The 25,907-nt window shown below is 74.5% G+C and carries 16 protein-coding genes and 2 pseudogenes; 12 read left to right on the top strand and 6 right to left on the bottom strand.

The window, feature by feature from the left end; all coding sequences use genetic code 11:
- Positions 1–181: 181 nt before the first annotated feature.
- Entirely contained in the window at positions 182–1,555 is a 1,374-nt protein-coding gene (locus ABZ497_RS21235; RefSeq protein ID WP_359807372.1) for a hypothetical protein, read from the bottom strand.
- Between the two features lie 476 nt (positions 1,556–2,031).
- On the opposite strand from ABZ497_RS21235, the gene ABZ497_RS21240 reads away from it, so the two are divergent.
- The 3 genes from ABZ497_RS21240 to ABZ497_RS21250 all read left to right on the top strand — a co-directional run bounded on the left by ABZ497_RS21240 (position 2,032) and on the right by ABZ497_RS21250 (position 5,672).
- Entirely contained in the window at positions 2,032–2,373 is a 342-nt protein-coding gene (locus tag ABZ497_RS21240) for a hypothetical protein (RefSeq protein ID WP_359807481.1), read from the top strand.
- Positions 2,374–2,472: 99 nt separating this feature from the next.
- On the top strand, positions 2,473–4,086 hold the full coding sequence (locus ABZ497_RS21245; protein ID WP_359807375.1) for an MFS transporter: 1,614 nt from the start codon (positions 2,473–2,475) through the stop codon (positions 4,084–4,086).
- A gap of 248 nt (positions 4,087–4,334) precedes the next feature.
- Complete coding sequence (locus tag ABZ497_RS21250; protein WP_359807484.1) at positions 4,335–5,672, top strand: aminopeptidase P family protein; 1,338 nt, start codon at positions 4,335–4,337, stop codon at positions 5,670–5,672.
- A gap of 19 nt (positions 5,673–5,691) precedes the next feature.
- Here the strand turns inward: ABZ497_RS21250 and ABZ497_RS21255 are convergent, their stop codons facing one another.
- The 5 genes from ABZ497_RS21255 to ABZ497_RS21275 form a co-directional block, all read right to left on the bottom strand.
- Entirely contained in the window at positions 5,692–6,615 is a 924-nt protein-coding gene (locus ABZ497_RS21255; RefSeq protein WP_359807376.1) for an LLM class flavin-dependent oxidoreductase, read from the bottom strand.
- A gap of 261 nt (positions 6,616–6,876) precedes the next feature.
- Entirely contained in the window at positions 6,877–9,450 is a 2,574-nt protein-coding gene (locus ABZ497_RS21260) for an FtsX-like permease family protein (protein ID WP_359807378.1), read from the bottom strand.
- Positions 9,451–9,501: 51 nt separating this feature from the next.
- The gene (locus ABZ497_RS21265; RefSeq protein ID WP_359807380.1) at positions 9,502–10,278 is read right to left on the bottom strand and encodes an ABC transporter ATP-binding protein; all 777 of its coding nucleotides are present in this window, start codon (positions 10,276–10,278) and stop codon (positions 9,502–9,504) included.
- Positions 10,279–10,463: 185 nt separating this feature from the next.
- On the bottom strand, positions 10,464–11,162 hold the full coding sequence (locus tag ABZ497_RS21270; protein WP_359807383.1) for a response regulator transcription factor: 699 nt from the start codon (positions 11,160–11,162) through the stop codon (positions 10,464–10,466).
- Positions 11,159–12,880 carry a histidine kinase gene (locus ABZ497_RS21275; RefSeq protein ID WP_359807386.1) on the bottom strand — a complete coding sequence of 574 codons (1,722 nt, stop codon included), beginning with the start codon at positions 12,878–12,880 and terminating at the stop codon, positions 11,159–11,161. Before ABZ497_RS21275 ends, ABZ497_RS21270 begins: the two co-directional genes overlap by 4 nt.
- Positions 12,881–13,310: 430 nt before the next feature.
- On the opposite strand from ABZ497_RS21275, the pseudogene ABZ497_RS21280 reads away from it, so the two are divergent.
- The 9 genes and pseudogenes from ABZ497_RS21280 to ABZ497_RS21320 all read left to right on the top strand — a co-directional run.
- Positions 13,311–13,739, top strand: a pseudogene (locus tag ABZ497_RS21280) (carbohydrate binding domain-containing protein); the annotation flags it as partial.
- A gap of 246 nt (positions 13,740–13,985) precedes the next feature.
- Positions 13,986–14,942, top strand: a pseudogene (locus ABZ497_RS21285) (chitinase); the annotation flags it as partial.
- Positions 14,943–15,082: 140 nt separating this feature from the next.
- Positions 15,083–16,375, top strand: a complete 1,293-nt coding sequence (locus tag ABZ497_RS21290) for an MFS transporter (RefSeq protein ID WP_359807388.1) — start codon at positions 15,083–15,085, stop codon at positions 16,373–16,375.
- A 234-nt stretch (positions 16,376–16,609) separates the two neighbouring features.
- Positions 16,610–18,331, top strand: coding sequence for an acyclic terpene utilization AtuA family protein (locus ABZ497_RS21295; RefSeq protein ID WP_359807391.1), 1,722 nt, complete (start codon positions 16,610–16,612; stop codon positions 18,329–18,331).
- Complete coding sequence (locus tag ABZ497_RS21300; protein WP_359807393.1) at positions 18,328–19,926, top strand: carboxyl transferase domain-containing protein; 1,599 nt, start codon at positions 18,328–18,330, stop codon at positions 19,924–19,926. The genes ABZ497_RS21295 and ABZ497_RS21300 overlap by 4 nt, the downstream gene beginning before the upstream one ends.
- A 22-nt stretch (positions 19,927–19,948) precedes the next feature.
- Complete coding sequence (locus tag ABZ497_RS21305) at positions 19,949–21,886, top strand: biotin carboxylase N-terminal domain-containing protein (RefSeq protein ID WP_359807396.1); 1,938 nt, start codon at positions 19,949–19,951, stop codon at positions 21,884–21,886.
- 109 nt (positions 21,887–21,995) lie between these two features.
- Positions 21,996–23,183 carry an acyl-CoA dehydrogenase family protein gene (locus ABZ497_RS21310; RefSeq protein ID WP_359807398.1) on the top strand — a complete coding sequence of 396 codons (1,188 nt, stop codon included), beginning with the start codon at positions 21,996–21,998 and terminating at the stop codon, positions 23,181–23,183.
- Positions 23,184–23,538: 355 nt separating this feature from the next.
- On the top strand, positions 23,539–25,125 hold the full coding sequence (locus tag ABZ497_RS21315; protein WP_329486145.1) for a 4-coumarate--CoA ligase family protein: 1,587 nt from the start codon (positions 23,539–23,541) through the stop codon (positions 25,123–25,125).
- A gap of 67 nt (positions 25,126–25,192) precedes the next feature.
- Positions 25,193–25,813, top strand: coding sequence for a TetR/AcrR family transcriptional regulator (locus tag ABZ497_RS21320; RefSeq protein WP_329486144.1), 621 nt, complete (start codon positions 25,193–25,195; stop codon positions 25,811–25,813).
- The last annotated feature ends 94 nt before the right edge of the window (positions 25,814–25,907 follow it).

The following is a 25,907-nucleotide window of genomic DNA, read 5'->3' on the forward strand; positions in this document are numbered from 1 at the left end:
GTCCTCTCCGGTCGGCCGGGCGGAGGCTGTCGGCCGATGCCGTGGCGGTACGCGCCCGGGAGGGCGGCACGGGGCGGACGGCGTCCGCCGCGGGCGGCTCCCGCTCCTGCCATTCCAGCAGTGCCCGCCGCACCGCGCATCCCGGCCCGGCGGGGCGGCCCGGGAGCCGGGCGGCGGGCGCTCAGGCGTGGGTCGGCGGCCCGGTACCGGAGACGGTGCCGGGCCCGGGGCCCGGGGCTCCGTCCGGGCCGGTGACGGTGCCCGGGCCCGGGCCGGTGTCGAGGAACTCCCGGATCAGGAAGGCGAGCAGGACCACCAGGGTGATCCACAGGACCACCGCCGTGGTCGGATAGTTCCAGGTGGCCAGGACGACCGCCGCCACGGCGAGGATCAGGGCGCCGATCCACCGCTTGAAGCGGTGGACGAACGGGCCGACCGGGCCCAGCCGCATCCCGATGCCGAACAGCACCTCGCGCAGGGCGTCCACCATCCGGCGGCAGGCGGTGCGGATCGCGACGGCGGCTCGGGACGGCCCGATCAGGAGCGCGCCCATGGCGGTGACGACGGCCACCGCGAAGACCACCCGGATGCTCGCGCGCATGAACCGGATCAGGGTGTCGTAGACGGCGCCCGCGGCCGCCTGGTTCGCGCCCGGTGGCAGGCGGTCGAGGTAGTACGCGCGGAAGACGGTCAGGACGATGCCGAGCAGCAGCATGGCGAGTGCCACGCCGACGGCCGCGCCGACCAGGCCGCGGCGCCGGTTGGAGGCGAGGAGGACGCCGCCGGCGGCCACCAGGACGGTCACCAGCGGGAGCCACGAGCCCATGATCTCCAGCAGCCGGAAGTACGTCTTGACCTTGCCGATGTCCTCGGACTGGAAGACCACGAAGTCGGTGTGGACCTCCGGGATCTTGGAAGCGATCCCGAGGCCGGCGTCCACCAGCTCGGTCTTCACCTTCGCCACGATCGGCGCGATGTCGATGCCGACCTGATTGTTGGTCAGCGTCACCGCACCGCCGCCCTTCCCGGTGAGGGCCTTGTCGAGGGCGGTGTGGATCAGCCGGTTGGCGTCGACCCAGATCGACTCGAAGGCACTGCTGGTCACCACCCGGTCGACGGTGGTGTGCACCAGGTCGTTGAGGCCGCTGGTGATGGGCCCGCTCAGGCCGCCGATCAGGGTCGCGAGCGGGGCCGGCACGCCCTGTTCGGCGGCCGCGTCGGAGAGCTGCTTGACCAGCCCGTTCACGTCGATCTGGTCCAGGACGACCTGGGTGACCCGGGTGGTGACGGCGTCCTGCACCGCCGGATCGGTGGCCAGTGGCGCGACCGTGGAGACGTAGCGGTCGGTGTTGCCGACGATGTCGCTCGTCCAGACCGCGAGGACGGAGATCAGCGAGAGCAGCGACGCGATGACGATGACCACCACGGATCCGGAGGTCCGCAGCCGGTGGTGTTCCCGGTGGCGGGGCGGGGCGGTGCGCTCCAGCGCGGCGATCCGGGCCTTCAGGTGCTCGACGTCGTCCGGCGGTTGCGGCGCGGGCCGTGGTGGTTCCACCGCAGGTCGTGTCGGTGGCTCCGGGGTGGAGGCAGCCGGCGGCGGAGCAGGGTGCGGGGGTTGGTCGCCGGGCGGTTCGGCGCCGTTCGCTCCTGCGGGATCCGCTCCGGAATCCGTCGGGGCCATCGCACTCTCCCTGGGGTCGGACGCTTGCCCCGCCGGGGAGCGCACGTGGTGACAGCTCCTCCCCAGCAGAGCCGCGCACGCCCCGGCCCACCAGCGGGAACGGCCGTACGGGTGGCGGCCGGGGCTCCGGCACGGGGCGCGCCCGCGGCGGGGGTGTGGAACGCTGGAACGTGGAGCCGCCGCCGGGTCCGGACCCATGGGCCTGCCGGCTCCCCGAGAGTTCGGAGGCCCTCATGGCCGGCAATCTCAACCCGCCCCAGCCGCCGCCCGTCGGCGCCGATCCGGCGCCGCCCGCGCGCTCCTCGGGGCACCTGCTGCGATCCGGGTGGATCGTGCTCGCGGGGATCCTGATGGTCTTCGGCGGAACGATGGCGATCTTCGAGGGGATCGCGGCCATCGCCAAGGACGACCTGTTCGTCCGGACGAACGACTACGTGTTCCGCTTCAACCTGACCGGCTGGGGCTGGATCCATCTCATCCTCGGCCTCCTCGTCGTGCTGGCCGGGGTCATGGTGTTCACCGGAGCCGTCTGGGCGAGAGCCGTCGGCGTCGTCCTGGCGGGGTTCAGCCTGATCGCCAACTTCCTCTGGCTGCCGTACTACCCGTTCTGGGCCATCGTGCTGATCGCCGTGAACATCTTCATCATCTGGGCCCTGTGCGCGGGGACGCTGCGCGGGCGGGACGTGATCTGACCCCGGGTGCGGCGCGCCCGGCGCGCCGCACCGCCGACCCGGTCCGACCGGCCGACTCCCGGGTGGCCGTGTCCCGCCGCCGCTGCGACGATGCGGCCCATGGAACCCAGCACAGGCACCTCCTCCGCGGTCGGCGGGTTCGTCCTGCCGACCCTCGCGGCCGGCCAGTTCCTGATGGCGCTCGACAGCTCCGTCATGAACGTCTCCATCGCGACGGTGGCCGACGACGTCGGGACGACGGTGGCCGGGATCCAGGGCGCCATCACGGCGTACACGCTCGTGATGGCGATGTTCATGATCCCGGGCGGCAAGGTCGGGAAGCTCATCGGCCGGCGACGGGCGTTCATGATCGGCTGCGTCATCTACGGCTGCGGTTCCCTGACCACCTCGCTCGCCCCCAACCTGGCTGTTCTGCTGTTCGGCTGGTCCTTCCTGGAGGGGGTCGGGGCGGCCCTCATCCTCCCGGCGATCGTGGCGCTGGTGGCCGGCAACTTCGCTGCCGGGCGCCGACCGGCCGCCTACGGGTTCGTCGCCGCGGCGGGGGCGGTGGCGATCGCGCTGGGGCCGCTCATCGGCGGTATCGCGACGACGTACTTCTCCTGGCGCTGGGTCTTCGCCGGCGAGGTCGTCATCGTCCTCGCCATCCTGGTGTTCGCGCGCCGGCTCGCCGACGCCCCGCCCGCCGACCGGGCCGGGCTCGACCTGGTCGGCGCCCTGCTGTCCGCGCTCGGGCTCGGGGTCTTCGTGTTCGGGGTGCTGCGCTCCAGCTCCTGGGGGTGGTTCGTGCCCAAGCCGGGTGCGCCCGGCTGGCTCGGCATCTCGCTCACCGTGTGGCTGCTGCTGGCCGGTGTGCTGCTGATCCGGCTCTTCCTGCACTGGGAGACGCGCGTCGTGGAGCGCGGCGGGGAGCCGCTCGTCGACCCGGACCTACTCGGCAACCGCCGGCTCACCGGCGGTCTGACGATGTTCTTCTTCCAGTACTTCATCCAGATGGGCGTGTTCTTCGTCGTCCCGCTCTACCTGTCCGTCGCCCTCGGCCTGTCCGCCCTGCGGACCGGCGTCTGGCTGCTGCCGCTCTCGCTGACGCTGCTGGCCGCCGCGGTCCTGATCCCGCGCCTGTTCCCGGACGTCTCACCGCGCCGGGTGGTGCGGCTGGGGACGCTGGCCCTCCTCGCGGGCGCCGTCACCCTGCTCGCCGCGCTCGACGCGGACGCGGGTGCGGAGATCGTCACCCTGCCCCTGCTGCTGATCGGCCTCGGGATGGGCGCGATGGCCTCGCAGCTCGGCGCGGTCACCGTGTCGGCCGTCCCGGACGAGCAGAGCGCGGAGGTCGGCGGCATCCAGAACGCCGTGACCAACCTCGGGTCCTCGATCGGCACCGCGCTCGCCGGGTCGATCATGATCGCCGCCCTGACGGCCTCGTTCCTGGCCGCCGTCGAGCAGAACCCGGCCGTCCCGGCCGAGGTCGCGGACCGGGCGGCCGTCCAACTGGAGAGCGGTGCGCCCTTCCTGTCGGACGTCCAGCTCACGGCGGCGCTGGACGAGGCGGGCACGAGCCCGGAGGTCGCGCGGGCGGCGCTCGACGCCAACGCGGCCGCTCGGCTGGACGGTCTGCGGGCGGCCCTCGCGATCCTCGCCCTGACCGCCGTCGTGGCGCTGTTCTTCACCCAGCGGATTCCGACCGTCCAGTCCGGCCGCGAGACGCCCGCGTAGTCCCGGGTGCCTCCTGGGGGTACCGGGGGTTTCTGTGCGGGGGTGTGGATGTGTGACATGTGAAATGGTAGTTTCCCCGTGCGGCCGACATGTGGCCGACATGCAGCGGGCGTGCGGCGGACTACGGTGAGCGGAGACGACGGGTGGAGCAGCAGGGTGGGGCACGCGGAGCCGGGGCGCAGGACCGCGCGGTGCCGGCCGCGCAGGCCGAGTGGTTCCACCACGGCTGGGCCGACACCGGGACGACGCTGCCGCTCCTGCCCGGTGCGGCCTTCGCCGCCGCGCGGCGCTCGGCGCTCTCCGAGCGGTTCCCCGGGGAGCGGATCGTCGTCCCCTCGGGCGGGCTCAAGGTCCGCAGCAACGACTTCGACCACACCTTCCGGCCGCACTCCGCGTTCGTCCACCTCACCGCGGAGCAGGGCACGAGTGCCGTCCCCGACAGCGTCCTCCTCTTCGAGCCCACCGGGACCGGGCACGAGGTCACCCTGTTCACCCGGCCGCGGTCGCCGCGCGACGGCGGGCCGAACGGCGCCGAGTTCCACAGCAGCCGCCGGCACGGCGAGTTCTGGGTCGGCCGGCGCCGGACGCTGTCGGAGACCGCCGACGCGATCGGTGTCCGGGCCGCCGCCCGGGACGACCTGGAGCGGGCGCTCGCCGGACACGTCCCGACCCGGGTGGTGCGCGGCGAGGACGCGCTCGTCGACGCACTGGTCCGGCCGGCCCACCGGGCGGAGGCCGAACTGCTGACCTACCTCGCGGAGTCACGGCTGGTCAAGGACGCCTGGGAGGTCGAGCAGCTGCGCGCGGCCGTCCGGTCCACGGTGGCCGGGTTCCACGACGTAATCGGCGAGCTGCGCCATGCCACGGGCCTCGCGCGGGGCGAGCGCTGGATCGAGGGCACCTTCAACCGCCGCGCCCGGCTGGACGGCTACGGCCTGGGCTTCGAGACCATCGCGGCGGCCGGCGCGCACGCCTGCGTCCTGCACTGGATGCACAACGACGGCCCGGTGCGGGACGGCGACCTCCTCCTGCTGGACGCCGGGGTCGAGGCCGACTCCTTCTACACCGGCGACGTCACCCGGACGCTGCCGGTCTCCGGCCACTACACCGATGTCCAGCGCCGGGTGTACGACCTGGTCTTCGCCGCCCAGTCGGCGGGGATCGCGGCCCTGCGGCCCGGCGCCCGCTACGGGGCCTTCCACGACGCGGCGATGCGCGTGATCGCGGACGGGCTCGACGCCTGGGGCCTGGCACCGGACGGCGGGCCGTCCCTCGCCGAGTCCGGCCGGTACCGCCGCTTCACCGTCTGCGGCTCGGGGCACATGCTGGGCCTGGACTGCCACGACTGCGCCGGTGCCCGCGGCCAGGCCTACCTGGACGGCGTCCTGGAGGCCGGCCAGGTGCTGACCGTCGAGCCCGGACTGTACTTCCAGCCCGACGACCTGACCGTCCCCGAGGAGCTGCGCGGGATCGGCGTCCGGATCGAGGACGACTTCCTGATCACCACCGACGGCGCGCAGTGGCTGTCCTCGGGCCTGCCGCGCCAGGCGGACGAGGTCGAGGCCTGGATGGCGTCGTTGCGGTAGCCGTGGAGCGGGTCCGCGGTCAGGGCAGCCGGGCGGCGCCGCGGTGGGCGGGCGCGATCTCCGCCAGGACGTGCGCGGGCGTGGCGAACGGCCCGGACTCGCGCGGGTAGTGGACCACCAGCTCCGTGAAGCCGAGCTCCGCGCAGCGCCCCGCGACCTCCTCGAAGGCCGCCGCCGAGCGCATGGTGGGCAGCGGCGAGAACCCGGTCAGCAGGGTGCGGCCGAGTGACTTCGGGTCGCGGCCCTCCTGCTCGCAGGCCGCGTCGAGACCCTCCAGCCGCTGGGCGAGGCCGGCCCAGGTCGAGGCCTCGGTGAGGGTGTCCTTCGGCAGCTCCGCGTCGTCGGTGACGGCCCAGGACGCGCCGTACCGCGCCACGGTGCGCATGCCGAGCGGTCCGGTCGCCGCCAACAGGAACGGCACCCGGGGCCGCTGGACGCACCCGGGCTCCAGCCGGGCGTCGATCGCGTCGAAGTAGCGGCCGCGGAAGGTGGTCCGCGGCCGGCCCTCGGGCGCCCCGGTGAGCAGCCGGTCCAGCAGTTCCACCGATTCGCGGAACCGGCCGCCGCGTTCCTTCACCGACCAGCCCGTGTCGGGCGCGCCCTGGCCGAGCACGATGCCGTCGGCGTCGGGCGCGCCGGCGCCGTAGCCGAGGACGAACCGGCCGCCGCTGATGGTGTCCAGCGTCATGACGTCCTGCGCGAGCGGCACGGGGTGGCGGAAGTTCGCCGAGGAGACCAGGGTGCCGAGGCGGATCCGGGAGGTGGCCCCGGCGGCGGCCGCCAGGGTGGGCACGGCGCCGTACCAGGCGCCGTCCGGCAGGCCGCCCCAGGTGAGGTGGTCGTAGGAGTAGGCGGCGTGGAAGCCCAGCTCCTCGGCGCGCCGCCAGAGCGGGGCCGCCTCGGGGAACGGCCGGTCGGGCAGGATGCAGACGCTGACGCGCACGGGGACTCCAGCCTGTCGGTTCGGTTCTGCCGCCGCGTGGCGGGGCGGCACCCGGCCGGGCGCCGTCGCCGCCCGACCGGTCGCGGTCCGCGGGGGCGTACGGCAGGAGGAACGATCCGCGGCACCGCCCCGGTTCGACGGTGCCCGCGCCCGGGGCCTCCTCGATGCTCTCGCGCCCCGGCCGGGTGCGGCGACCGGGGCGCGGCCGAACCGGCGGGGCCGACAGGACGGCGGGCGGCGCGTACCCGCGCCGGCCGGGCGCTACTGGGCGTCGATCGCCCGCAGGGTGTTCAGGCGGGCCGCCCGCCGGGCCGGCCAGACCGCCGCCAGCACCCCGATCGCCGGGCCGAGCAGCAGGAACAGGCCGAGCCGCGCCCACGGCAGCACGATCCGGTACTGCGGGAGCGAGGCCCGGGCCAGGCTGCCGCAGGCCCAGGCCAGGAAGATCCCGGTGCCGATGCCGAGAACGGCGCCGAACAGCGAGATCACCACCGACTCCAGCCGCACCATCCGCCTGACGCCCCGGTCGTCCAGGCCGATCGCGCGCAGCAGCCCGATCTCCCTGGTCCGCTCGAAGACGGACATGGCCAGGGTGTTGACGACGCCGAAGACGGCGATCACGACCGTCATGCCGAGCAGGCCGTACATCATGGTGAGCATCGTGTCGATCTCGCCGGACTGCGCCTTCGTCAACTGCCCCCGGTCCTGCACCTGGAGGAGCGGGCTGTTGCCGAGGGCCTCGCGGATCCGCTGGTCGAGGCCGCCGGTGCGCCCGTCGGCCGCGGCTTCGACCAGGACGCTGTCGAGCCGGCCGCCGACGGCGTACGGCAGGACGTCGCCCAGGGTGCCCACGGCGCCGCCCACGGTGCGGGTCCGGCGGTAGACACCGGCGACGGTCAGCTCCCTGGTCTCGCGGCCGAAGCCCAGCGTGCCCGGGAAGGTGTCGCCCTTCGACAGGCCGGTCTCCTCGGCCAGCTGGTCCGAGAGCGCGACCCTGCCGGGTCCGAGGTCCGCGAGCGAGCCGCTGCTGAACTCCAGGTCGGAGACCGCGGCGAGCTGCCGCGGGTCCGCGCCGGTGAACGTGGCGGCCCGGCCCCGCACGCCCAGGGTCGAGGAGGCGACGGGCACCGCCCGCGCGACGCCGGGGACGTCGGCGACCTTGCCGGCGAGCGCGGGGTCGATGCCGCCGTACCCGGCGTTGGACACCTTGTAGTCGGCGGTCAGGCCGCGCACGGCCGCGTCCTGGAGGGCGGCGTCGGTGGAACCGCCGGTCACGCTCAGGCCGGTGATCAGGGCCAGCCCGATCATCAGGGCCGAGGCGGTGGCGGCGGTGCGGCGCGGATTGCGCAGCGCGTTCTCCTCGGCGAGCCTGCCGCTGACGCCGAAGAGCCGGGTGGTGACCGTGCCCGCGAGCCGGATCAGCGGGTGGGACAGCAGCGGGGCGATCACGATCAGGCCGGTCAGGGTGAGCAGCGAACCCAGGGCGGCGGCCTGGAGGTTGGCGTCAGCGCCGTCCCTCCGGGTGGAGACGTACAGCAGGGTGAGCAGGCCGAGGCCGGTGAGCAGTCCGCCGAGGCTGTTGCGCACGAGCATGCCGCGCCGGGGCGGTGCCTGGTCGACGCTGCTCAACGCCTCCACCGGGGCGGTCTTCGCGGCCCTGCGGGACGGCAGCCAGGCGGCGAGCACGGTGACGCCGACGCCGGTCAGGAGGGAGCGCAGGAGGGTGTCCGCGGAGATCACCAGGGGGCCGTCCGGCAGGCCCGCGCCGGCCGCGTCGAGGATCGGCCGCACGGCGGTCGCGATACCGGTCCCGAGCGCGATGCCGGCCGCCGAGGCGCCGAGGCCGAGGAGCGCGGCCTCGGTGAGGACGGCGCGGACGACCTGGCGGCGCGAGGCCCCGACGGCGCGCAGCAGCGCGGTCTCCCGGCTGCGCTGGGCGATCAGCATGGTGAAGGCGTTGGCGATGATGAAGGCGCCGACGAACAGGGCGATCCCGGCGAAGGTCAGGAGCATCCGGGTGAGCTCCTTGGTGCTCTCGGCGATCTGCGCGGCCTGCTCGCGCGCGAGCCGGGCTCCGCTGGTGACCGTGATGCCCTCGGCGGGCAGCAGCGCGCGGATCCTGCCGGTGAGTTCCTCGGCGTCGGTGCCGGGCGCGGAGCCGACGGCCAGCTCGTCGAAGCGGCCGTCCTGGAGGAAGAGCTGCTGGGCGGTCCTGGTGTCGAAGAGCACGAGGCTGCCGCCGGCCCGCACCCGGGGGTCGTCGGTGTCGACGGTGCCGACCAGCTTCTTGGTCAGCGCGGGGCCCCGGGTGGCGAAGCGGACGGTGTCGCCGACGCGGTAGCCGGCCCGCTCGGCGGTCCCGCGGTCCAGGGCCAGCTCACCGCTGTCGACGGGGCCGCGGCCGGCGCTGAGCGGGAACCGGGCGTCCCGGTCGCCGTGGGCCGCGTCCGGTGCGTAGTTGGTTGCCAGGTTCTGCCAGCTGGTGTCGGCGTCGAGCGGCCGGCCGTCCTTGGCGGCCAGGGTGGCGGTGCCGTTGACGGTGGGGCGCACGGAGGTGACGCCGGGCACGGTGCGGACCCTGTCGGCGAGTTCACCGGTGAGCGCGGTGGACACGGTGTCGTCCGCCCCGGTGTCGGAGCCGCGCCGGGCCTCGGCCTGGACGGAGACGGCGACGTCCTTGAGGCTCCTGGCGGAGGCGCCGCGCAGGGCCTCCGCGACGGTGTCGCCGAAGACGAGGGTGCCGGAGACGAAGGCGACGCCGAGGGTGATCGCGAGGGCGGTCATGATCAGGCGGGCTCGGTGCGCGAAGACGTTGCGCAGGGCTGTTCGCAGCATGGCGGTGGTCCCAGTTAGGAGGTGCGAGGGGGTGGGGCGCGGGGAGCCTGGTCAGCTCGTGCGGGCGCCGGTGTCGAAGCGCCGCATCCGGTCCAGGACGGTCTCGGCGGTCGGGGCGAGCAGCTCGTCGGTGAGCCGGCCGTCGGCGAGGAAGACCACGCGGTCGGCGTGCGCGGCGGCCGCCGGGTCGTGGGTGACCATCACCACGGTCTGGCCCAACTCCCGTACGGACTCCCGCAGGAAGCCGAGGATCTCGGAGCCGGCGCGGGAGTCCAGGTTGCCGGTCGGTTCGTCGGCGAAGACGATCTCCGGCCGGGCGGCGAGGGCGCGGGCCACGGCGACCCGCTGCTGCTGGCCGCCGGACAGCTGGGCGGGGCGGTGGCCCAGCCGCCCGGCGAGGCCGACGGTCGCCACGACGGTCTCCAGCCACTTCCGGTCCGGCCGGCGGCCCGCGATGGCCATCGGCAGCGTGATGTTCTCCAGCGCCGTCAGGGTGGGGAGCAGGTTGAACGCCTGGAAGACGAAACCGACGCTGTCCCGGCGCAGCCGGGTGAGCTGCCGGTCGGTCAGGCCGGACAGTTCGGTGTCACCGATCCGCGCGGAGCCCGCGGTGACCGCGTCGAGACCGGCCATGCAGTGCATCAGCGTCGACTTGCCGGAGCCGGACGGCCCCATGATCGCGGTGAACCGGCCGCGTCCGAACTCGACCGAGACCGAGTCCAGGGCGACCACCCGGGCCTCGCCCCGGCCGTAGACCTTGCTCAGTCCGGTGGCCCGGGCGGCGGGGCCGGGGGAGACGGGGGCGGGTACGGCTTCCTGCGGTGACATGTCGGCTCCGGGCTACGGGGAGAGGGTCGGTGACTGACTCTCATCCTCGGCGCGCCGCGGCGCCGGACCGTCGGCCTCAGGGTGTGACCGGGGCGTCTGCCGAAGGTCGGGCCCGGGGTGGTGCCTCCTCCCCGCGGCGGACGGCCGTCTCCGTCGTCCGGCAGAGGCGGCGTACCGGCCGGTGCTCAGGACAGCAGCCCCGCCCGGTGGGCGAGGACCGCCGCCTGGACGCGGCTGTCCGTGCCGGTCTTCACCAGGACGGCGCTGACGTGGGTCTTCACCGTGCCCACGCCGATGCCCAGTCGGCGGCCGATCTCCGCGTTGGCGAGACCCAGGCCGAGCAGCGCGAGGACGTCGCGCTCGCGGCCGGTGAGCGCCGCCAGTCGCTGGTCGGGGACGGCGCCAGGGGCCGGGGCGGCCGGCGTACCGGCGCCGGTGTCGAGCATGCGGTCGATGACGGTCCGGGTGACCTTGGGCGAGAGGACGGCGTCGCCGCCGGCGGCGGCCCGGACCGCGCTGATCAGCTCCTGCGGGCCCTCGTCCTTGAGGAGGAAGCCGGTGGCGCCGGAGCGCAGCGCGCGCGTCACGTTCTGCTCGTCGCCGAACGTGGTGAGCATGACGACCTGCGGCCCGGGGTCCAGGGCGAGGAGCCGCTCGATGGTGGCGAGCCCGTCGAGCACGGGCATCCGGATGTCGATCAGGGCCACGTCCGGGCGGGTCTCGGCGGCGACCCGGACGGCCTCCTCGCCGTTCGCCGCCTCGCCGACCACCTCGATGCCCTCGGCGTGGCGCAGGATCAGCCGGACGGCGTGCCGGATCAGTTCCTCGTCGTCGGCGAGCAGGACCCGGATCGGGTGGTGGACGGCAGGGGGGAACTCGGTCACGGGGACTCCCACGGTGGTGTGCGCGACACCATGGGCACGGTGAAGCGGTCGATCGTGGCCAACGTATCGCCACGGAAGCAGAGCCGGGTGATGGTGAGCCGGTCGCCGCCCCGCGGGGCGGCCTCGTCCGTGGGGGTGCCCTCGGCAGCCGGGGCCGGCGGTGTCGGGTCTGCGTAGCGGAACGTCGGGTAGATGCAGCTCGTCACGGACTCCGCGCGGGCCGGCTCCCGGCCCGTCGCCGCCGCGCGCACCGCCGGGTCGTCCCCGTAGACGGCCCGCTCCACCATCGCGCGGGACATCCCGATCCTGGGCGGCTCGGGATCGCGGGGGGCGGGATCCGGGGACGCCTGGGAGACCAGCAGGAGACCGCACATCATCAGCACGCCGACGCCCGCGAGGCCGAGGAATCCGCTGAGGGCGTCCACGACGCGGCGTCGGAGACCGGCGGGCGGGTGGTCGGCGTGCGGCTCGGACGGCGTTTCGCGCGGCGGGGCGCCCGCGGCGGTGAGACTCGCTCCCGGGTCGGGGCGGGCCGGGATCCGCGCGGCGACCGCGAAGCCCCCGGCCGGCGTCGGGCCCGCCTCCAGGGCGCCGCCGAGCAGCGCCACCCGTTCCCGCAGCCCGACCAGTCCGCGCCCGGTGCCCAGGCCGGTCGCCGCCTCGGGGGCCACCGGCGGAAGGCCGTTGCGCACGAGCACCTCCACCCGGTCCTCGGTGTGCGTGACCGCCACGGTGACGCGGGCCCCGGCGGCGTAGCGGTGCACATTGGTCAGCGCCTCGCGCACCACGCGGTGCACCGCCCGCCGCACCTGGGCGGCGCGCTCGTGCAGGTCGGGGCCGTCCCAGGTGAGCTCGACGGGTATGCCGCCGGTGCGGGACTCCGCGGCCAGCGCCTCGACGTCGGATCTGGTCCCGGTGCTGTCGGTCAGCGCGTCCGTCCCGGTGTCCCGGCCCAACGGGCCCAGGACCCCGAGTACTTCGCGCAGCTCCCGCATCGCGTCCCCGGTGGCCCGGCGGACCAGGGCCGCCTCGTCCCGCAGGTCCGGCGCCTCCTTCCGCAGGGCCATCTCCAGGCCGCCCGCGTGCAGCGAGATCAGGCTGAGCCGGTGGCCGACCAGGTCGTGCATCTCGGCGGCGATTCGGGAGCGCTCGTGGATCCGGGACTCGCTCTCCGCGAGCCGGCGGGCCGCCTCCGCGGCGGCGGCCCGCTCCCGGAGCGCCCGCAGCAGCCGGTCCTCCTGCCCGCCCGAGCCGCCGAGGAGCCCCGGCACCACCAGGGTGGTCGCCGCGAGTACGGCGCCGAGCGCGAGCCCGAACGCGTGGCCGCCGAGCCCGATGGCCGGGGCGAGGACGGCGCAGACCAGCGCCGCCAGCACGGCGGAGGCGAGCAGCACGGTGCTCCGGCGCCGGGGGGCGGTCAGGTGCTTGGCCGAGGTGTACGCGGTCACGGCGGCCGGCAGCCCGGCGGGGGGCAGCAGCCCGACGACGACGGAGGTGCCCAGCAGGCTCAGTACGGGGAAGCGGCGGCGGACGGCGAGCAGGACGAGGACGACGGTACCGAGGAGGAGCTGGATCTCGCCGGCCGGGCCGCGGCCGCCCAGGAGCAGCTGGGTCAGGAGCATCAGCGCCGCGCCGCCGGTCGTCTCCGCGAGGGCGCGCCACAGCCCCCGGCCCGGTTCGCCGGGGGCCGTGAACGGATTTCGGGAGAGGGGGGCCATCGGCCCATTGTCAGGGGCGGTGCCGCGGGTCCTTGTGCGACCTGGGGATGAGCTGCGGCTCTGTCGAAAGTCGGAGAGCCGGTGTTCCGCCGTCACCGGGCAATTGGTCCAGACCTATTGACGGGCCTTGTCGCCCCTCCTACGATCCGGTTCGGCACAGCCCCACATGTCCCCACCTCACCCAGAGCCGGGCGTCACGCCCCCACGCGTCGGTCATCTCCATGACGCTCGGCGGGAAAGGGAGCACAGCATGTTCCGTCGAAGGTCGCGTACGCCACGTCCGTCGGGCGAGCCCCGACCCAGCCAGGACCACGGCCGCCTCGGAGGCGACCGGACCGGGAGCGAGCCGCTCGGGGCTCCCGGTCTCCAGCGGGCGACCGCGGCACGCGCGTCGCGGGCCGGGCGGCCCGGGCACGGACAGACCGTCATGATGCGTTCCCTCGCCGGGGTGAGCGTCGCCGCCGTCCTCGGGGCCGGCCTCGCCCTGACCGGCTCCGTCACGGCCGGGGCGGCCACCACCAACCTGGTGGCCAACCCGGGGTTCGAGAACGGACTCTCCGACTGGACCTGCACCGGCGGCTCCGGCGCGGCCGTCGGCAGTCCGGTCCACTCCGGCGCCTCCGCGCTCAAGGCCACGCCGACCGGCCTGGACAACGCCCAGTGCACCCAGACCGTCAGCGTGCAGCCCAACTCCCAGTACACGCTGAGCGCCTACGTCCAGGGCAGCTACGTCTACCTGGGCGCCACCGGCTCCGGCATCACCACGGCGCCGTCGACCTGGACGCCGAACAGCGCGACGTACAGCCAGCTCAGCGTCGGCTTCACCACCGGGGCGACCACCACCTCGGTGACCGTCTACCTGCACGGGTGGTACGGGCAGCCGGCGTTCTACGCGGACGACGTGTCGCTCGCCGGCCCCGGCGGCAGCAGCCCCACGCCGACCGCGACCCCGACGACCGCTCCGCCGACCACTGCTCCGCCGACGACGACGCCGCCGACCACTGCTCCGCCGACCACTGCTCCGCCGACCACTGCTCCGCCGACGACGACGCCGCCGACGACCGCTCCGCCGACGACGACGCCGCCGACCACGACGCCGCCGGGTGACACCTGCCCGACGAAGCCGAAGCCCTCGGGCAAGGTCCTCCAGGGCTACTGGGAGAACTGGGACGGTGCCGCGAACGGCGTCCACCCGGGCATGGGCTGGGTGCCCATCACGGACAGCCGGATCGCCGCACACGGCTACAACGTCATCAACGCCGCGTTCCCGGTGATCCTCTCGGACGGCACCGTCCTGTGGCAGGACGGCATGGACGCCGGCGTGAAGGTCTCGACCCCCGCCGAGATGTGCCAGGCCAAGGCCGCCGGCGCGACGCTCCTGATGTCGATCGGCGGCGCCGCCGCGGGCATCGACCTGAGCTCCAGCACCGTCGCCGACAAGTTCGTGGCGACCGTCGTGCCGATCCTCAAGAAGTACAACTTCGACGGCATCGACATCGACATCGAGACCGGCCTGTCCGGCAGCGGCAGCATCACCACGCTGTCCGCCTCCCAGTCCAACCTGATCCGCATCATCGACGGTGTGCTGGCGCAGATGCCCGCGGGCTTCGGCCTGACGATGGCCCCCGAGACCGCCTACGTGACCGGCGGAAGCGTCACCTACGGGTCGATCTGGGGCTCCTACCTGCCGATCATCAAGAAGTACGTCGACAACGGCCGCCTCTGGTGGCTGAACATGCAGTACTACAACGGCAGCATGTACGGCTGCTCCGGCGACTCCTACCAGGCGGGCACCGTCCAGGGCTTCACCGCGCAGACCACCTGCCTGAACAACGGCCTGACCATCCAGGGGACCACCATCAAGGTGCCCTACGACAAGCAGGTGCCCGGTCTGCCGGCCCAGCCCGGTGCGGGCGGCGGCTACATGGCGCCGGGCCTGGTCAGCCAGTCGTGGAACGCCTTCAGCGGCTCGCTGAAGGGGCTCATGACGTGGTCGGTCAACTGGGACGGCTCGAAGGGCTGGAGCTTCGGCGACAACGTCAAGTCCCTCCAGGGGCGTTGATCTCCACCGATCCGCTGCTGACAGCCCGCTGACCGCACGCGGGACGGACCCGGGAGCGCCCCCTGCTCCCGGGTCCGACCGGTCCGACCGGTCCGAGCGGCCCGAAAGGCGCTTGTCAGGGCGCTGTTAGCCTGGTCCGCATGATCACCGGGAAGAGTGTCGGCCCACGGACGTCCACCGCGCCGGAGTCGAGCCGCCCGCAGCGCGCCCTCATCCTCGCGAGCTTCGTCAGCCGGGTGGGCAACGGGCTGTTCAACACCGCCGCGGTGCTCTACTTCACGCTGGTGGTGCACCTGCCCGCCGCCCAGGTCGGCGCCGGCCTCACGGTCGCCGGTCTGGTCGGGCTGCTGGCCGGGATCCCGGCCGGGAACCTGGCCGACCGGTACGGCCCGCGCACGGTCTGGCTGACGGCCCTCGCGCTGCAGGCCGTGACGATGGCCGCCTTCGTGTTCATCCAGGACTGGGCCACCTTCACGCTCATCGCCACCCTGGACCGGCTGGCGGCAACCGCGGGCGGCGCCGCGGGCGGTGCGCTCATCGCCCGGACCGGCGGCGAACGCCCGGCCGCCTTCCGGGCGAGACTCCGCACCTTCGTCAACCTCGGCGTGGTCCTGGGCACCCTGGGCGCGGCCTTCGCCGTCTCGGTCGACACCCGCGCGGCGTACACCGCGCTCATCCTCGCCAACGCCGCCAGCTTCGCCGGCGCCGGCCTCGTCGCCCTGGTCGGCGTCCCGAACTACCGGCCGCTGCCCCGGCCCGAGGAGCACCACCGCTGGGCCGTCCTGGCCGACCGCCCGTACGTGTCCTTCGTCGCGCTCTACGGTGCGATGGGCCTGCAGTACCAGACCGTCTCCCTGCTGCTGCCGATCTGGCTCTCCGCCCACACCGACGCGCCGCGCTGGACGGTGGCGGCGGTCTACGCGGCCAACAGCGGGGTGTGCGTGCTGCTCCAGAGCAGGATCGGCTCCCGGGTGGAGACGCCGCGCCAGGGCGGCCGGGCGTTCCGGTTGGCGGGGTTGCTCTTCCTGGTCAGCTGCCCCTTGATGGCCCTGACCGCGGACGTTCCGGTCTGGGTCGCGCCGGCGCTCGCCCTCCTCGCCGTCGCGGTGCACAGCCTCGGCGAGGTGTGGGAGTCCTCGGGCGGCTTCGCGCTCGGCTTCGGCCTGGCCCCCGACCACGCCCAGGGGCAGTACCAGGGCTTCCTCGGCATCGGCTTCGCCGCCGGGCAGGCGCTGGCTCCGCTGGTCCTGACGACCGCGGTCCTCGGCCTCGGGCACGCGGGCTGGCTGCTGCTCGGCGTGTTCTTCGCGGCCCTGGGCGCGGCAGGCCCGCCGGTGGCCGCCTGGGCCGAACGCACCCGCCGCCCGGCTCCCGACCCGGCCCACGCGACGCGGGACCGGCCCGAGGAGGCCGCGCTCCCGGACCCCGCCTGACGCCCTGCCGAGACCGTGCCGCAGACCGGGAGCGCGTGCCCCGGCGGGCATCTCGTGGCCCTCGGGACGCACCCGGGAGAACGAGGCCGCGACCGCCGGCAGTCATCACGCCATCGGGCGGCGGTGTCGGCGAAAAACAAGCAGGCATGATTGCTTTTTCTCCGTGCCGGTGCCACGCTGCTGCCCGACGGCAAGCGTGGCGAGAGCGGGGCCACCGGTAGGGGAGGCGCACCTGTGGGGTCGCGTGCGGTACTGCGGATCGGCAATGCCTCGGGCTTCTACGGGGACCGCTTCTCGGCGGTGCGCGAGATGCTCACGGGCGGGCCGCTGGACGTCCTGACCGGGGACTACCTGGCCGAGCTCACCATGCTCATCCTGGCCCGGGACCGGCTGAAGGACCCCTCGCTCGGCTACGCGAGGACGTTCCTGCGGCAGTTGGAGGAGTGCCTCGGTCTGGCGCTGGAGCGCGGGGTGCGGATCGTGGTCAACGCCGGTGGCCTCAACCCGGCCCGACTCGCGGACGCGATCCGTGAACTGGCGCGGCGTCAGGGGCTTGATCCCGCCGTCGCCCATGTCGAGGGGGACGACCTGCTGCCCCGGCGGGCCGAACTCGGCCTTCCCGAAGGACTGCTGGCCGCCAACGCCTATCTCGGCGCCTTCGGGATCGCCGAGTGCCTGACCGCCGGGGCCGACCTGGTGGTCACCGGCCGGGTCACCGACGCGGCGCTGGTCGTCGGCCCGGCGATCGCCCGGTTCGGCTGGGGGCCCGGGGACTTGGACGAGCTGGCCGGCGCCGTGGTGGCCGGGCACGTGCTGGAGTGCGGGGCGCAGGCGACCGGCGGCAACTACGCGTTCTTCCGCGAGCACGACGTCACCCGGCCCGGCTTCCCGATCGCCGAGCTGGCGGCGGACGGCTCCAGCGTCATCACCAAGCATCCGGGCACCGGCGGCGCCGTCACCACCGGTACCGTCACCGCCCAACTCCTCTACGAGACGGGCGACGCGCGCTACCTGGGCCCGGACGTCACGGCCCGACTGGACACCGTGCGGCTCACCGAGGAGGGGCCGGACCGGGTCCGGATCCACGGCGTGCGGGGCGAGGCGCCGCCGCCGACCCTCAAGGTCGGGCTGAACCGGCTCGGCGGCCACCGCAACGAGGTGGTGTTCGTCCTGACCGGCCTGGACATCGAGGCCAAGGCCGCCCTGGTCCAACGGCAGTTGGCCGAGGCCCTGCCGCAGGACGCCCGCCCCGCCGAACTCCGGTGGACGCTCGCCCGCACCGACCACCCCGACGCCGCCACCGAGGAGAGCGCCTCGGCGCTGCTGCGGCTCACCGCCCGGGACCGCGATCCGGCCAAGGTCGGGCGCGAACTCGGCAAGGCGGCCGTGGAGTTGGGGCTGGCCGGTTACCCCGGCTTCCATCTCACCGCGCCGCCCGGGGCGGGATCGCCGTACGGGGTCTTCATCGCCGCGTACGTCGATGCCAAGGCGGTGGAGCACACCGCGGTCCTGCCGGACGGGCGGCGGGTCGCCGTACCGCCCGCGCCGGTCACCGCCCCGGCGGAGCCGTCGACCCGGCCGTCGGAGCCGGGCCCGGCCCTGCCGGAGCCGCTGCCGCCCGGCCCGACCGTGCGGGCACCGCTCGGCCGGGTGGCCGGCGCCCGCAGCGGCGACAAGGGCGGTGACGCCAACCTCGGGGTCTGGGCCCGCGGCGCGGACGGCTGGCGCTGGCTCGCGCACACCCTCACCGTCGATCTGCTGCGCGAACTCCTGCCGGAGACGGCCGGGTTGCCGATCAGCCGACAGCTCCTCCCACATCTTCGCGCGGTCAACTTCACCATCACCGGCCTGCTCGGCGAGGGCGTCGCCGCCCAGCACCGCTTCGATCCGCAGGCCAAGGCGCTGGGGGAGTGGCTGCGCTCCCGCCACCTCGACATCCCGGAGGCGCTGCTGTGACCGTCCTGCCCACCCGCCTCGACCCGGCCGGCGCCGACTACGCCGAGCACCGGGCCGCGATGCTCGCCAAGCTCACCGAACTGGACGCCGAACACGCCAAGGCACTGGCCGGCGGCGGCCCCAGGTACGTCGAACGCCACCGCGGCCGGGGCAAGTTGCTGCCGCGCGAGCGGATCGAGCTGCTGATCGACCAGGACTCGCCGTTCCTGGAGCTCTCCCCGCTCGCCGCCTGGGGCAGTGACTACCCGGTCGGCGCGGCGCTCGTCACCGGGATCGGCGTGATCGAGGGCGTCGAGTGCCTCATCACGGCCAACGACCCCACCGTACGCGGCGGGGCCAGCAACCCCTGGACGCTGCGCAAGGCCCTGCGCGCCAACGAGATCGCGCTGCGGAACCGGCTCCCGGTGGTCAACCTGGTCGAGTCCGGCGGCGCCGACCTGCCCAGCCAGAAGGAGATCTTCATCCCCGGGGGCGCGCTCTTCCGCGACCTCACCCGGCTCTCCGCGGCGGGCATCCCCACCGTGGCCGTGGTGTTCGGCAACTCCACGGCCGGCGGCGCCTACGTGCCGGGGATGTCCGACCACACCGTGATGGTGAAGGAGCGGGCCAAGGTCTTCCTGGGCGGCCCGCCGCTGGTCAGGATGGCCACCGGCGAGGAGTCCGACGACGAGTCGCTCGGCGGCGCCGAGATGCACGCCCGCACCTCCGGCCTGGCCGACCACTTCGCGGTGGACGAACCGGACGCGCTGCGGCTGGCGCGGCGGATCGTCGCCCGGCTGAACCACCGCCGGCACGGCCCCGGCGCCGACCCGCTCGCCGAGCCGCCGAAGTACGCCGAGGAGGAACTGCTCGGCATCGTCCCGGGCGACCTCAAGATCCCGTTCGACCCGCGCGAGGTGATCGCCCGGATCGTCGACGGATCGGACTTCGACGAGTTCAAGCCGCTCTACGGCACCAGTCTCGCCACCGGCTGGGCCAGGCTGCACGGTTACCCGGTCGGCATCCTCGCCAACGCCCAGGGCGTGCTGTTCAGCCCGGAGTCGCAGAAGGCCGCCCAGTTCATCCAGTTGGCCAACCAGCGCGACATCCCGCTGGTGTTCCTGCACAACACCACCGGCTACATGGTCGGCAAGGACTACGAGCAGGGCGGCATCATCAAGCACGGCGCGATGATGATCAACGCCGTCGCCAACTCCACGGTGCCGCACCTGTCGGTGCTGATGGGCGCCTCCTACGGGGCCGGCCACTACGGCATGTGCGGGCGGGCCTACGAGCCCCGGTTCCTGTTCGCCTGGCCGAGCGCCAAGTCGGCCGTGATGGGACCGCAGCAGCTCGCCGGGGTGCTGTCGATCGTGGCCCGGCAGTCCGCCGCGGCCAAGGGGCAGCCCTACGACGAGGACGCGGACGCCGCGATCCGGGCGATGGTCGAGCAGCAGATCGAGGCGGAGTCGCTACCCGCCTTCCTCTCCGGCCGGCTCTACGACGACGGCGTGATCGATCCCCGCGACACCCGGACCGTCCTCGGCCTGTGCCTCTCCGCGATCCACAACGCGCCCGTCGAGGGCGCGCGCGGCTACGGCGTCTTCCGCATGTGATCCGACTCTGAGAGGGACCGACGTGATCGCCAACCTGCTGGTCGCCAACCGGGGCGAGATCGCCCGCCGGGTGTTCCGCACCTGCCGGAGCCTCGGCATCGCCACCACCGCCGTCTACGCCGACCCGGACGCCGACGCCCCGCACACCCGGGAGGCCGACGCCGCCGTCCGGCTCCCCGGCGCGGCACCCGCTGACACGTATCTGCGCGGCGACCTGATCGTCAAGGCCGCGCTGGCCGCCGGGGCCGACGCCGTCCACCCCGGCTACGGATTCCTCTCCGAGAACGAGGAGTTCGCGCAGGCGGTGCTCGACGCGGGCCTGACCTGGATCGGCCCGCCCCCGGCCGCGATCGCCGCGATGGGCTCCAAGACCGCTGCGAAGCGCCTGATGGCCGCCGCCGGCGTGCCCGTGCTGGAGGCCCTCACCGACCCCGTCGAGGCCGACCTGCCGCTGCTGGTGAAGGCGGCCGCGGGCGGCGGCGGGCGCGGCATGCGGGTGGTCCACCGGCTGGACGAACTCGCGCCCCGGCTGGCCGAGGCCCGCGCCGAGGCGGCCCGGAGCTTCGGCTCGGACGAGGTGTTCTGCGAGCGCTACCTGCCCACCGGGCGGCACGTCGAGGTCCAGCTGCTCGCCGACACGCACGGCACGGTGTGGGCGGTCGGCGAACGCGACTGCTCGCTGCAGCGCCGCCACCAGAAGGTCATCGAGGAGGCCCCGGCCCCCGGCCTCGACGAGGAGGTGCGCACCGCGCTGCACGCCGCCGCCGTCGCCGCCGCCCGGGCGATCGGCTACACCGGCGCCGGCACGGCGGAGTTCCTGCTCGCCCCCGACGGCCGGTTCCACTTCCTGGAGATGAACACCCGACTCCAGGTCGAGCACCCCGTCACCGAGTGCGTCACCGGGCTCGACCTGGTCGCGCTCCAACTGCGCGTCGCCGAGGGCGAACCGCTGCCCGCCCCGGCGCCGCCCGCCCCGCGCGGCCACGCCATCGAGGCCCGCCTCTACGCCGAGGACCCGGCGCGCGACTGGCAGCCGCAGACCGGCACCGTGCACCGTCTCGAACTCCCGGGCACCAGCGTCGAGTTCGCTACCGCCGACGGTGACACCGGGCTGCGCCTGGACTCCGGGGTGGCGGCCGGCAGTGTGATCGGCGCGCACTACGACCCGATGCTCGCCAAGGTCGTCGCCTGGGCGCCGACCAGGGCCGCCGCCGCCCGCCGGCTCGCCGACGCGCTCACCCGGGCCCGGATCCACGGGCCGGCCACCAACCGGGACCTGCTCGTCGCGGCGCTGCGCCACCCCGCCTTCCTGGCCGGCCGGGTGCACACCGCCTTCCTGGCCGAGCACGCCGCCGGTCTCGCCCCGGCCTCCGGCGGGGACGCGGCGGCGGCCCTCGCCGCCGCGCTGGCCGACGCCGCCGAACGCCGCGTCGGCTCGGCGCTGCCCTCCGGCTGGCGCAACCTGCCCTCGCAGCCGCAGAGCAAGCGGTACGCCGCCGCCGACGCCACGGTGTACGAGGTCCGCTACCGGTTCGGCCGGGCCGGGCTGGTCGCCGAGGACCACCCGGGCACCACGCTCGTCTCGGCGACGCCCACCCGGGTGGTCCTGGAGACCGACGGCGTCCGCAGCGGCTACGACATCGCGCGCCACGGCAACCGGGTCCACCTGGACAGCCCGGCCGGCGCCACCGTGCTGACCGCGCTGGAGCGCTTCCCCGACCCGGCGGCCCACGTCGATCCGGGGGCCCTGCTCGCCCCGATGCCCGGCACCGTGGCGCGCACCGCCGTCGCGGTCGGCGACACCGTCACCGCGGGCCAGCCGCTGCTCTGGCTGGAGGCGATGAAGATGGAGCACCGGGTCACCGCCCCCGCCGACGGCGTGCTCACCGAACTCCGGGCCGTCCCCGGCCAGCAGGTCGAACTCGGCGCCCTGCTCGCCGTCGTGCAGCCGGCGCCCTGAGGGAGCCTCCCGAGCCCGACTCCCCGAGAGACACCCCCGACCCCCCGGGAGAGCACCGACTCCCACCCGATTCCCGTGCCAGCCCCGATCCGCCCGGAAGGACGACCGCATGTCCGCACCGCGCACCACCACCCCCGGCAGCCCGCTGATCGAGAGCCCCGAACGCCAGGCCCTGCGCCGCGCCGTGGCCGACCTCGGCAGCCGCTACGGCTCCGCGTACTACCTGGGCAAGGCCCGGGCCGGCCTGCCCGCCGACGAGCTCTGGGCCGAGGCCGGCAAGGCCGGCTACCTCGGGGTCAACCTGCCCGCCGAGTACGGCGGCGGAGGCGGCGGCATCACCGACCTCTCCATCGTCCTGGAGGAACTCGGCACCGCCGGCTGCCCGTTGCTGATGCTGATCGTCTCCCCGGCGATCTGCGGCACGGTGATCGCCCGCTACGGCACCGAGCAGCAGAAGCGGCAGTGGCTGCCCGGCCTCGCCGACGGCACCCGGCGGATGGCCTTCGGCATCACCGAGCCGGACGCCGGCTCCAACTCCCACCGGATCTCCACGGTCGCCCGCCGCGACGGTGCGGACTGGCTGCTCACCGGCCGCAAGGTGTTCGTCTCCGGCATCGACCACAGCGACGCCGTGCTGTTCGTCGCCCGCACCGAGGACGCCCGGACCGGCAAGCTCCGGCCCGCGCTCTTCGTCGTCCCGCGCGAGACTGCCGGGTTCGAGTACCGCCCGATACCGATGGAACTCGTCTCCCCCGAGAAGCAGTTCCAGGTCTTCCTGGACGACGTCCGGCTGCCCGCCGACGCCCTGGTCGGCGACGAGAGCGCCGGGCTGCTGCAACTCTTCGCCGGCCTCAACCCCGAGCGGATCATGACCGCCGCCTTCTCGCTCGGCCTGGCCCGCCAGGCCCTCGGCCGGGCCGTCGAGTACGCCAAGGCCCGGACGGTCTGGTCGACCCCGATCGGCGCCCACCAGGGCCTGGCCCACCCGCTCGCCCAGTGCGCGGTGGAGATCGAACTCGCCCGGCTGATGACGCAGAAGGCCGCGCTGCTCTACGACGGGGGCGACGACCTCGCGGCGGGCGAGGCCGCCAACATGGCCAAGTACGCGGCCGGCGAGGCCGCCGCCCGCACCGTCGACCAGGCCGTCCAGACGCTGGGCGGCAACGGCCTGACCCAGGAGTACGGGCTCGGCGCGCTGCTCGCCGCCACCCGGGTCGGCCGGGTCGCCCCGGTCAGCCGGGAGATGGTGCTCAACTTCGTGGCCCAGCACACCCTCGGGCTGCCCAAGTCGTACTGACCCGGGGCCCGGACGGGCGCCCGGCTGGAGCGCTCCGGCGCCGAACTCCAGCGCGACGCCGGCGGCGCGGGCCACCGTCCGTGCGAGGCGGCGGTCCGCCGCCGCCCGCCGCCCGGCACCCCGGCCCGGCGGGCCGCCGGGCGACGTATGCCCTGGTCGGGAGCGGGCGAGCGGAGCGGACCGGGTGCGCCGGGCACGGCGACCGGCCGGCACGGGATCCCACCGCCCTTCGTCACAATGGAGCAACGCTCCGCCACTGTCCGTATGCTCCTGTGCGCGCGCTCGGCCGACCGGCGGGCCGGACCACTCGCCGATCCCCTCGACCGGGCGTCAACTACCCCTTTGGAGGCATGCCTTGGTGTTCCACAGCGAGTTCCCGGACGTCGGCATCGTCGATCTGCCGATCCACGAGGCGGTGCTCGGCTCCGCCGCCCGCTACGGCGACCGGCCGGCCCTGATCGACGGGATCACGGGGGAGTCGGTCAGCCACGCGCGGCTCGCCACGGCCGTCCGCCGGGCGGCCGCCGGGCTGGCCGAGGCCGGCGTGCGCCGGGGCGACGTGGTGGCACTGTTCAGTCCCAACACGATCGCGTACCCGATGGCCTTCTACGGCGCCACCCGGGCCGGGGCCACCGTCACCACGGTGTCCTCCCTCGCCACCCCGGGCGAGCTGGCCGGCCAGCTGGCCGACAGTGGCGCGCGCTGGCTGATCACCGTCTCGCCGTTCCTGGACACCGCCCGGCAGGCCGCCGGGAAGCTCGCCGCCGAGGGCCGGGCGCTCGCCGAGATCATCGTGCTGGACGGCGCCGAGGGCCACCGCTCGCTGGCCGACCTGCTCGCCTCCGGCGGCCCCGACCCCGAGCCGGCGATCGACCCCGGCAGCGACCTCGCCGTCCTCCCCTATTCCAGCGGCACCACCGGCCTGCCCAAGGGCGTGATGCTCACCCACCGCTCGATCGCCACCAACCTCGCCCAGACGGACGCCCTGTACCGGCCGCGGGAGGGGGAGCGGATCCTCGCCGTCCTCCCCTTCTTCCACATCTACGGCCTGGCCGCCCTGCTCAACCAGCCGTTGCGGTGCGGCGCCACCGTCGTCGTCCTGCCGCGCTTCGAGCTGGAGCAGTTCTGCCGCACCATCGAGGAGCAGCGCGTCCAGGCCCTGATCGTGGCACCGCCGATCGCGCTCGCCCTGGCCAGGCACCCGGTGGTCGACCGCTTCGACCTCTCCTCGGTGGAGTACCTGCTCTGCGCGGCCGCCCCGCTGGACCCGGACCTGGCCGCCGCCTGCGCCCGGCGGCTCGGCCTGCCGCACATCCTCCAGGGCTACGGCATGACCGAGCTGTCCCCGGTCTCGCACGTCGTCTCCCCGACCGAGACCGACCCCCCGCCGGGCTCGGTCGGCCGGATGGTGCCCTCGACCGAACTGCGGGTGGTCGCCCTGGACGGCAGCGGAGCCGACCTCGGCCCCGGCGAGCCGGGCGAGCTGCTGCTCCGCGGCCCGCAGGTGATGAAGGGGTACTTCGGCCGGCCCTCCGACACCGCCGCCACCATCGACGCCGACGGCTGGCTGCACACCGGCGACGTCGGCCACGTCGACGGGCGCGGCTACCTGTACGTCGTCGACCGGGTCAAGGAACTGATCAAGTACAAGGGGTACCAGGTCGCCCCCGCCGAGCTGGAGGCCCTGCTGCTCAGCCACCCGCAGATCGCCGACGCCGCGGTGATCGGCGTCGTGGACGCGGACGGCACCGAGTACCCCAAGGCCTTCGTGGTCCGCGCCCCCGGCAGCGCGCTCACCGAGCAGGACGTCACCTCCTTCGTGGCGGCCGAGGTCGCCCCCTACAAGAAGGTGCGGGCGGTGGAGTTCCTGGACGCCGTCCCCAAGTCGGCCGCCGGCAAGATCCTGCGCCGGGAGCTGCGGGCCCGCGAGGCCGCCCGCTGAGGCGGGCGGCGGATCTGCGAGGATCGACCCCGCCCGGACCCCCCACGGACAGGACCAGTCGCCGCCGATGACCGCCCACCCCGCCGCCCGTACCCCCCAGCAGGACCGCAGCCGCGCCACCCGGCAGCGGCTGCTGGCGGCGGCCGTCGACTGTCTGGCCGAGGTCGGCTGGAACGGCGCCACCGTCTCCGTGGTCGCCGAACGGGCCGGAGTCTCCCGCGGCGCCGCCCAGCACCACTTCCCGACCCGCGAGGACCTCTTCACCGCGGCCGTCGAGCACGTCACCGCCGAGCGGCTGGCAGCCGTCCGCGCCCACGCGGACGAGCTGCCGGCCGCCGGACCGGACCGCACCGTGGCCGTGGTCGACATGATCGTGCGCCTCTACACCGGTCCGCTGTTCCGCGCGGCCCTGCACCTGTGGGTCGCCGCCGCCACCGACGAACCGCTGCGTGCGCGGATCGTCGCACTTGAGGGCAGGGTCGGCCGCGAGGCCCACCGGGCCGCCGTCGAGTTCCTGGACGCCGACGAAAGCCGCCCCGGAGTGCGCGAGACGGTGCAGGCGACCCTCGACATGGCGCGCGGTCTCGGACTGGCCGACCTGCTCTCCGACGACAGCGCCAGACGATCCGGAGTGATCCGGCAGTGGGCGGGCCTTCTGGAGGGTACGCTGCGGCCGGTACGCCCATGACGCCCGTACGACAGGTCCGTCCGAGGAACCTCTGACCAAGGGGTCGCCGGGCGGCCGATGTCCGTGCAGTCTGGAGAAGAACCCCGGCCGGCAC

Origin of the sequence: Kitasatospora sp. NPDC005751, from assembly GCF_040630835.1 — a bacterium.
Taxonomy (GTDB): Bacteria; Actinomycetota; Actinomycetes; order Streptomycetales; family Streptomycetaceae; genus Kitasatospora.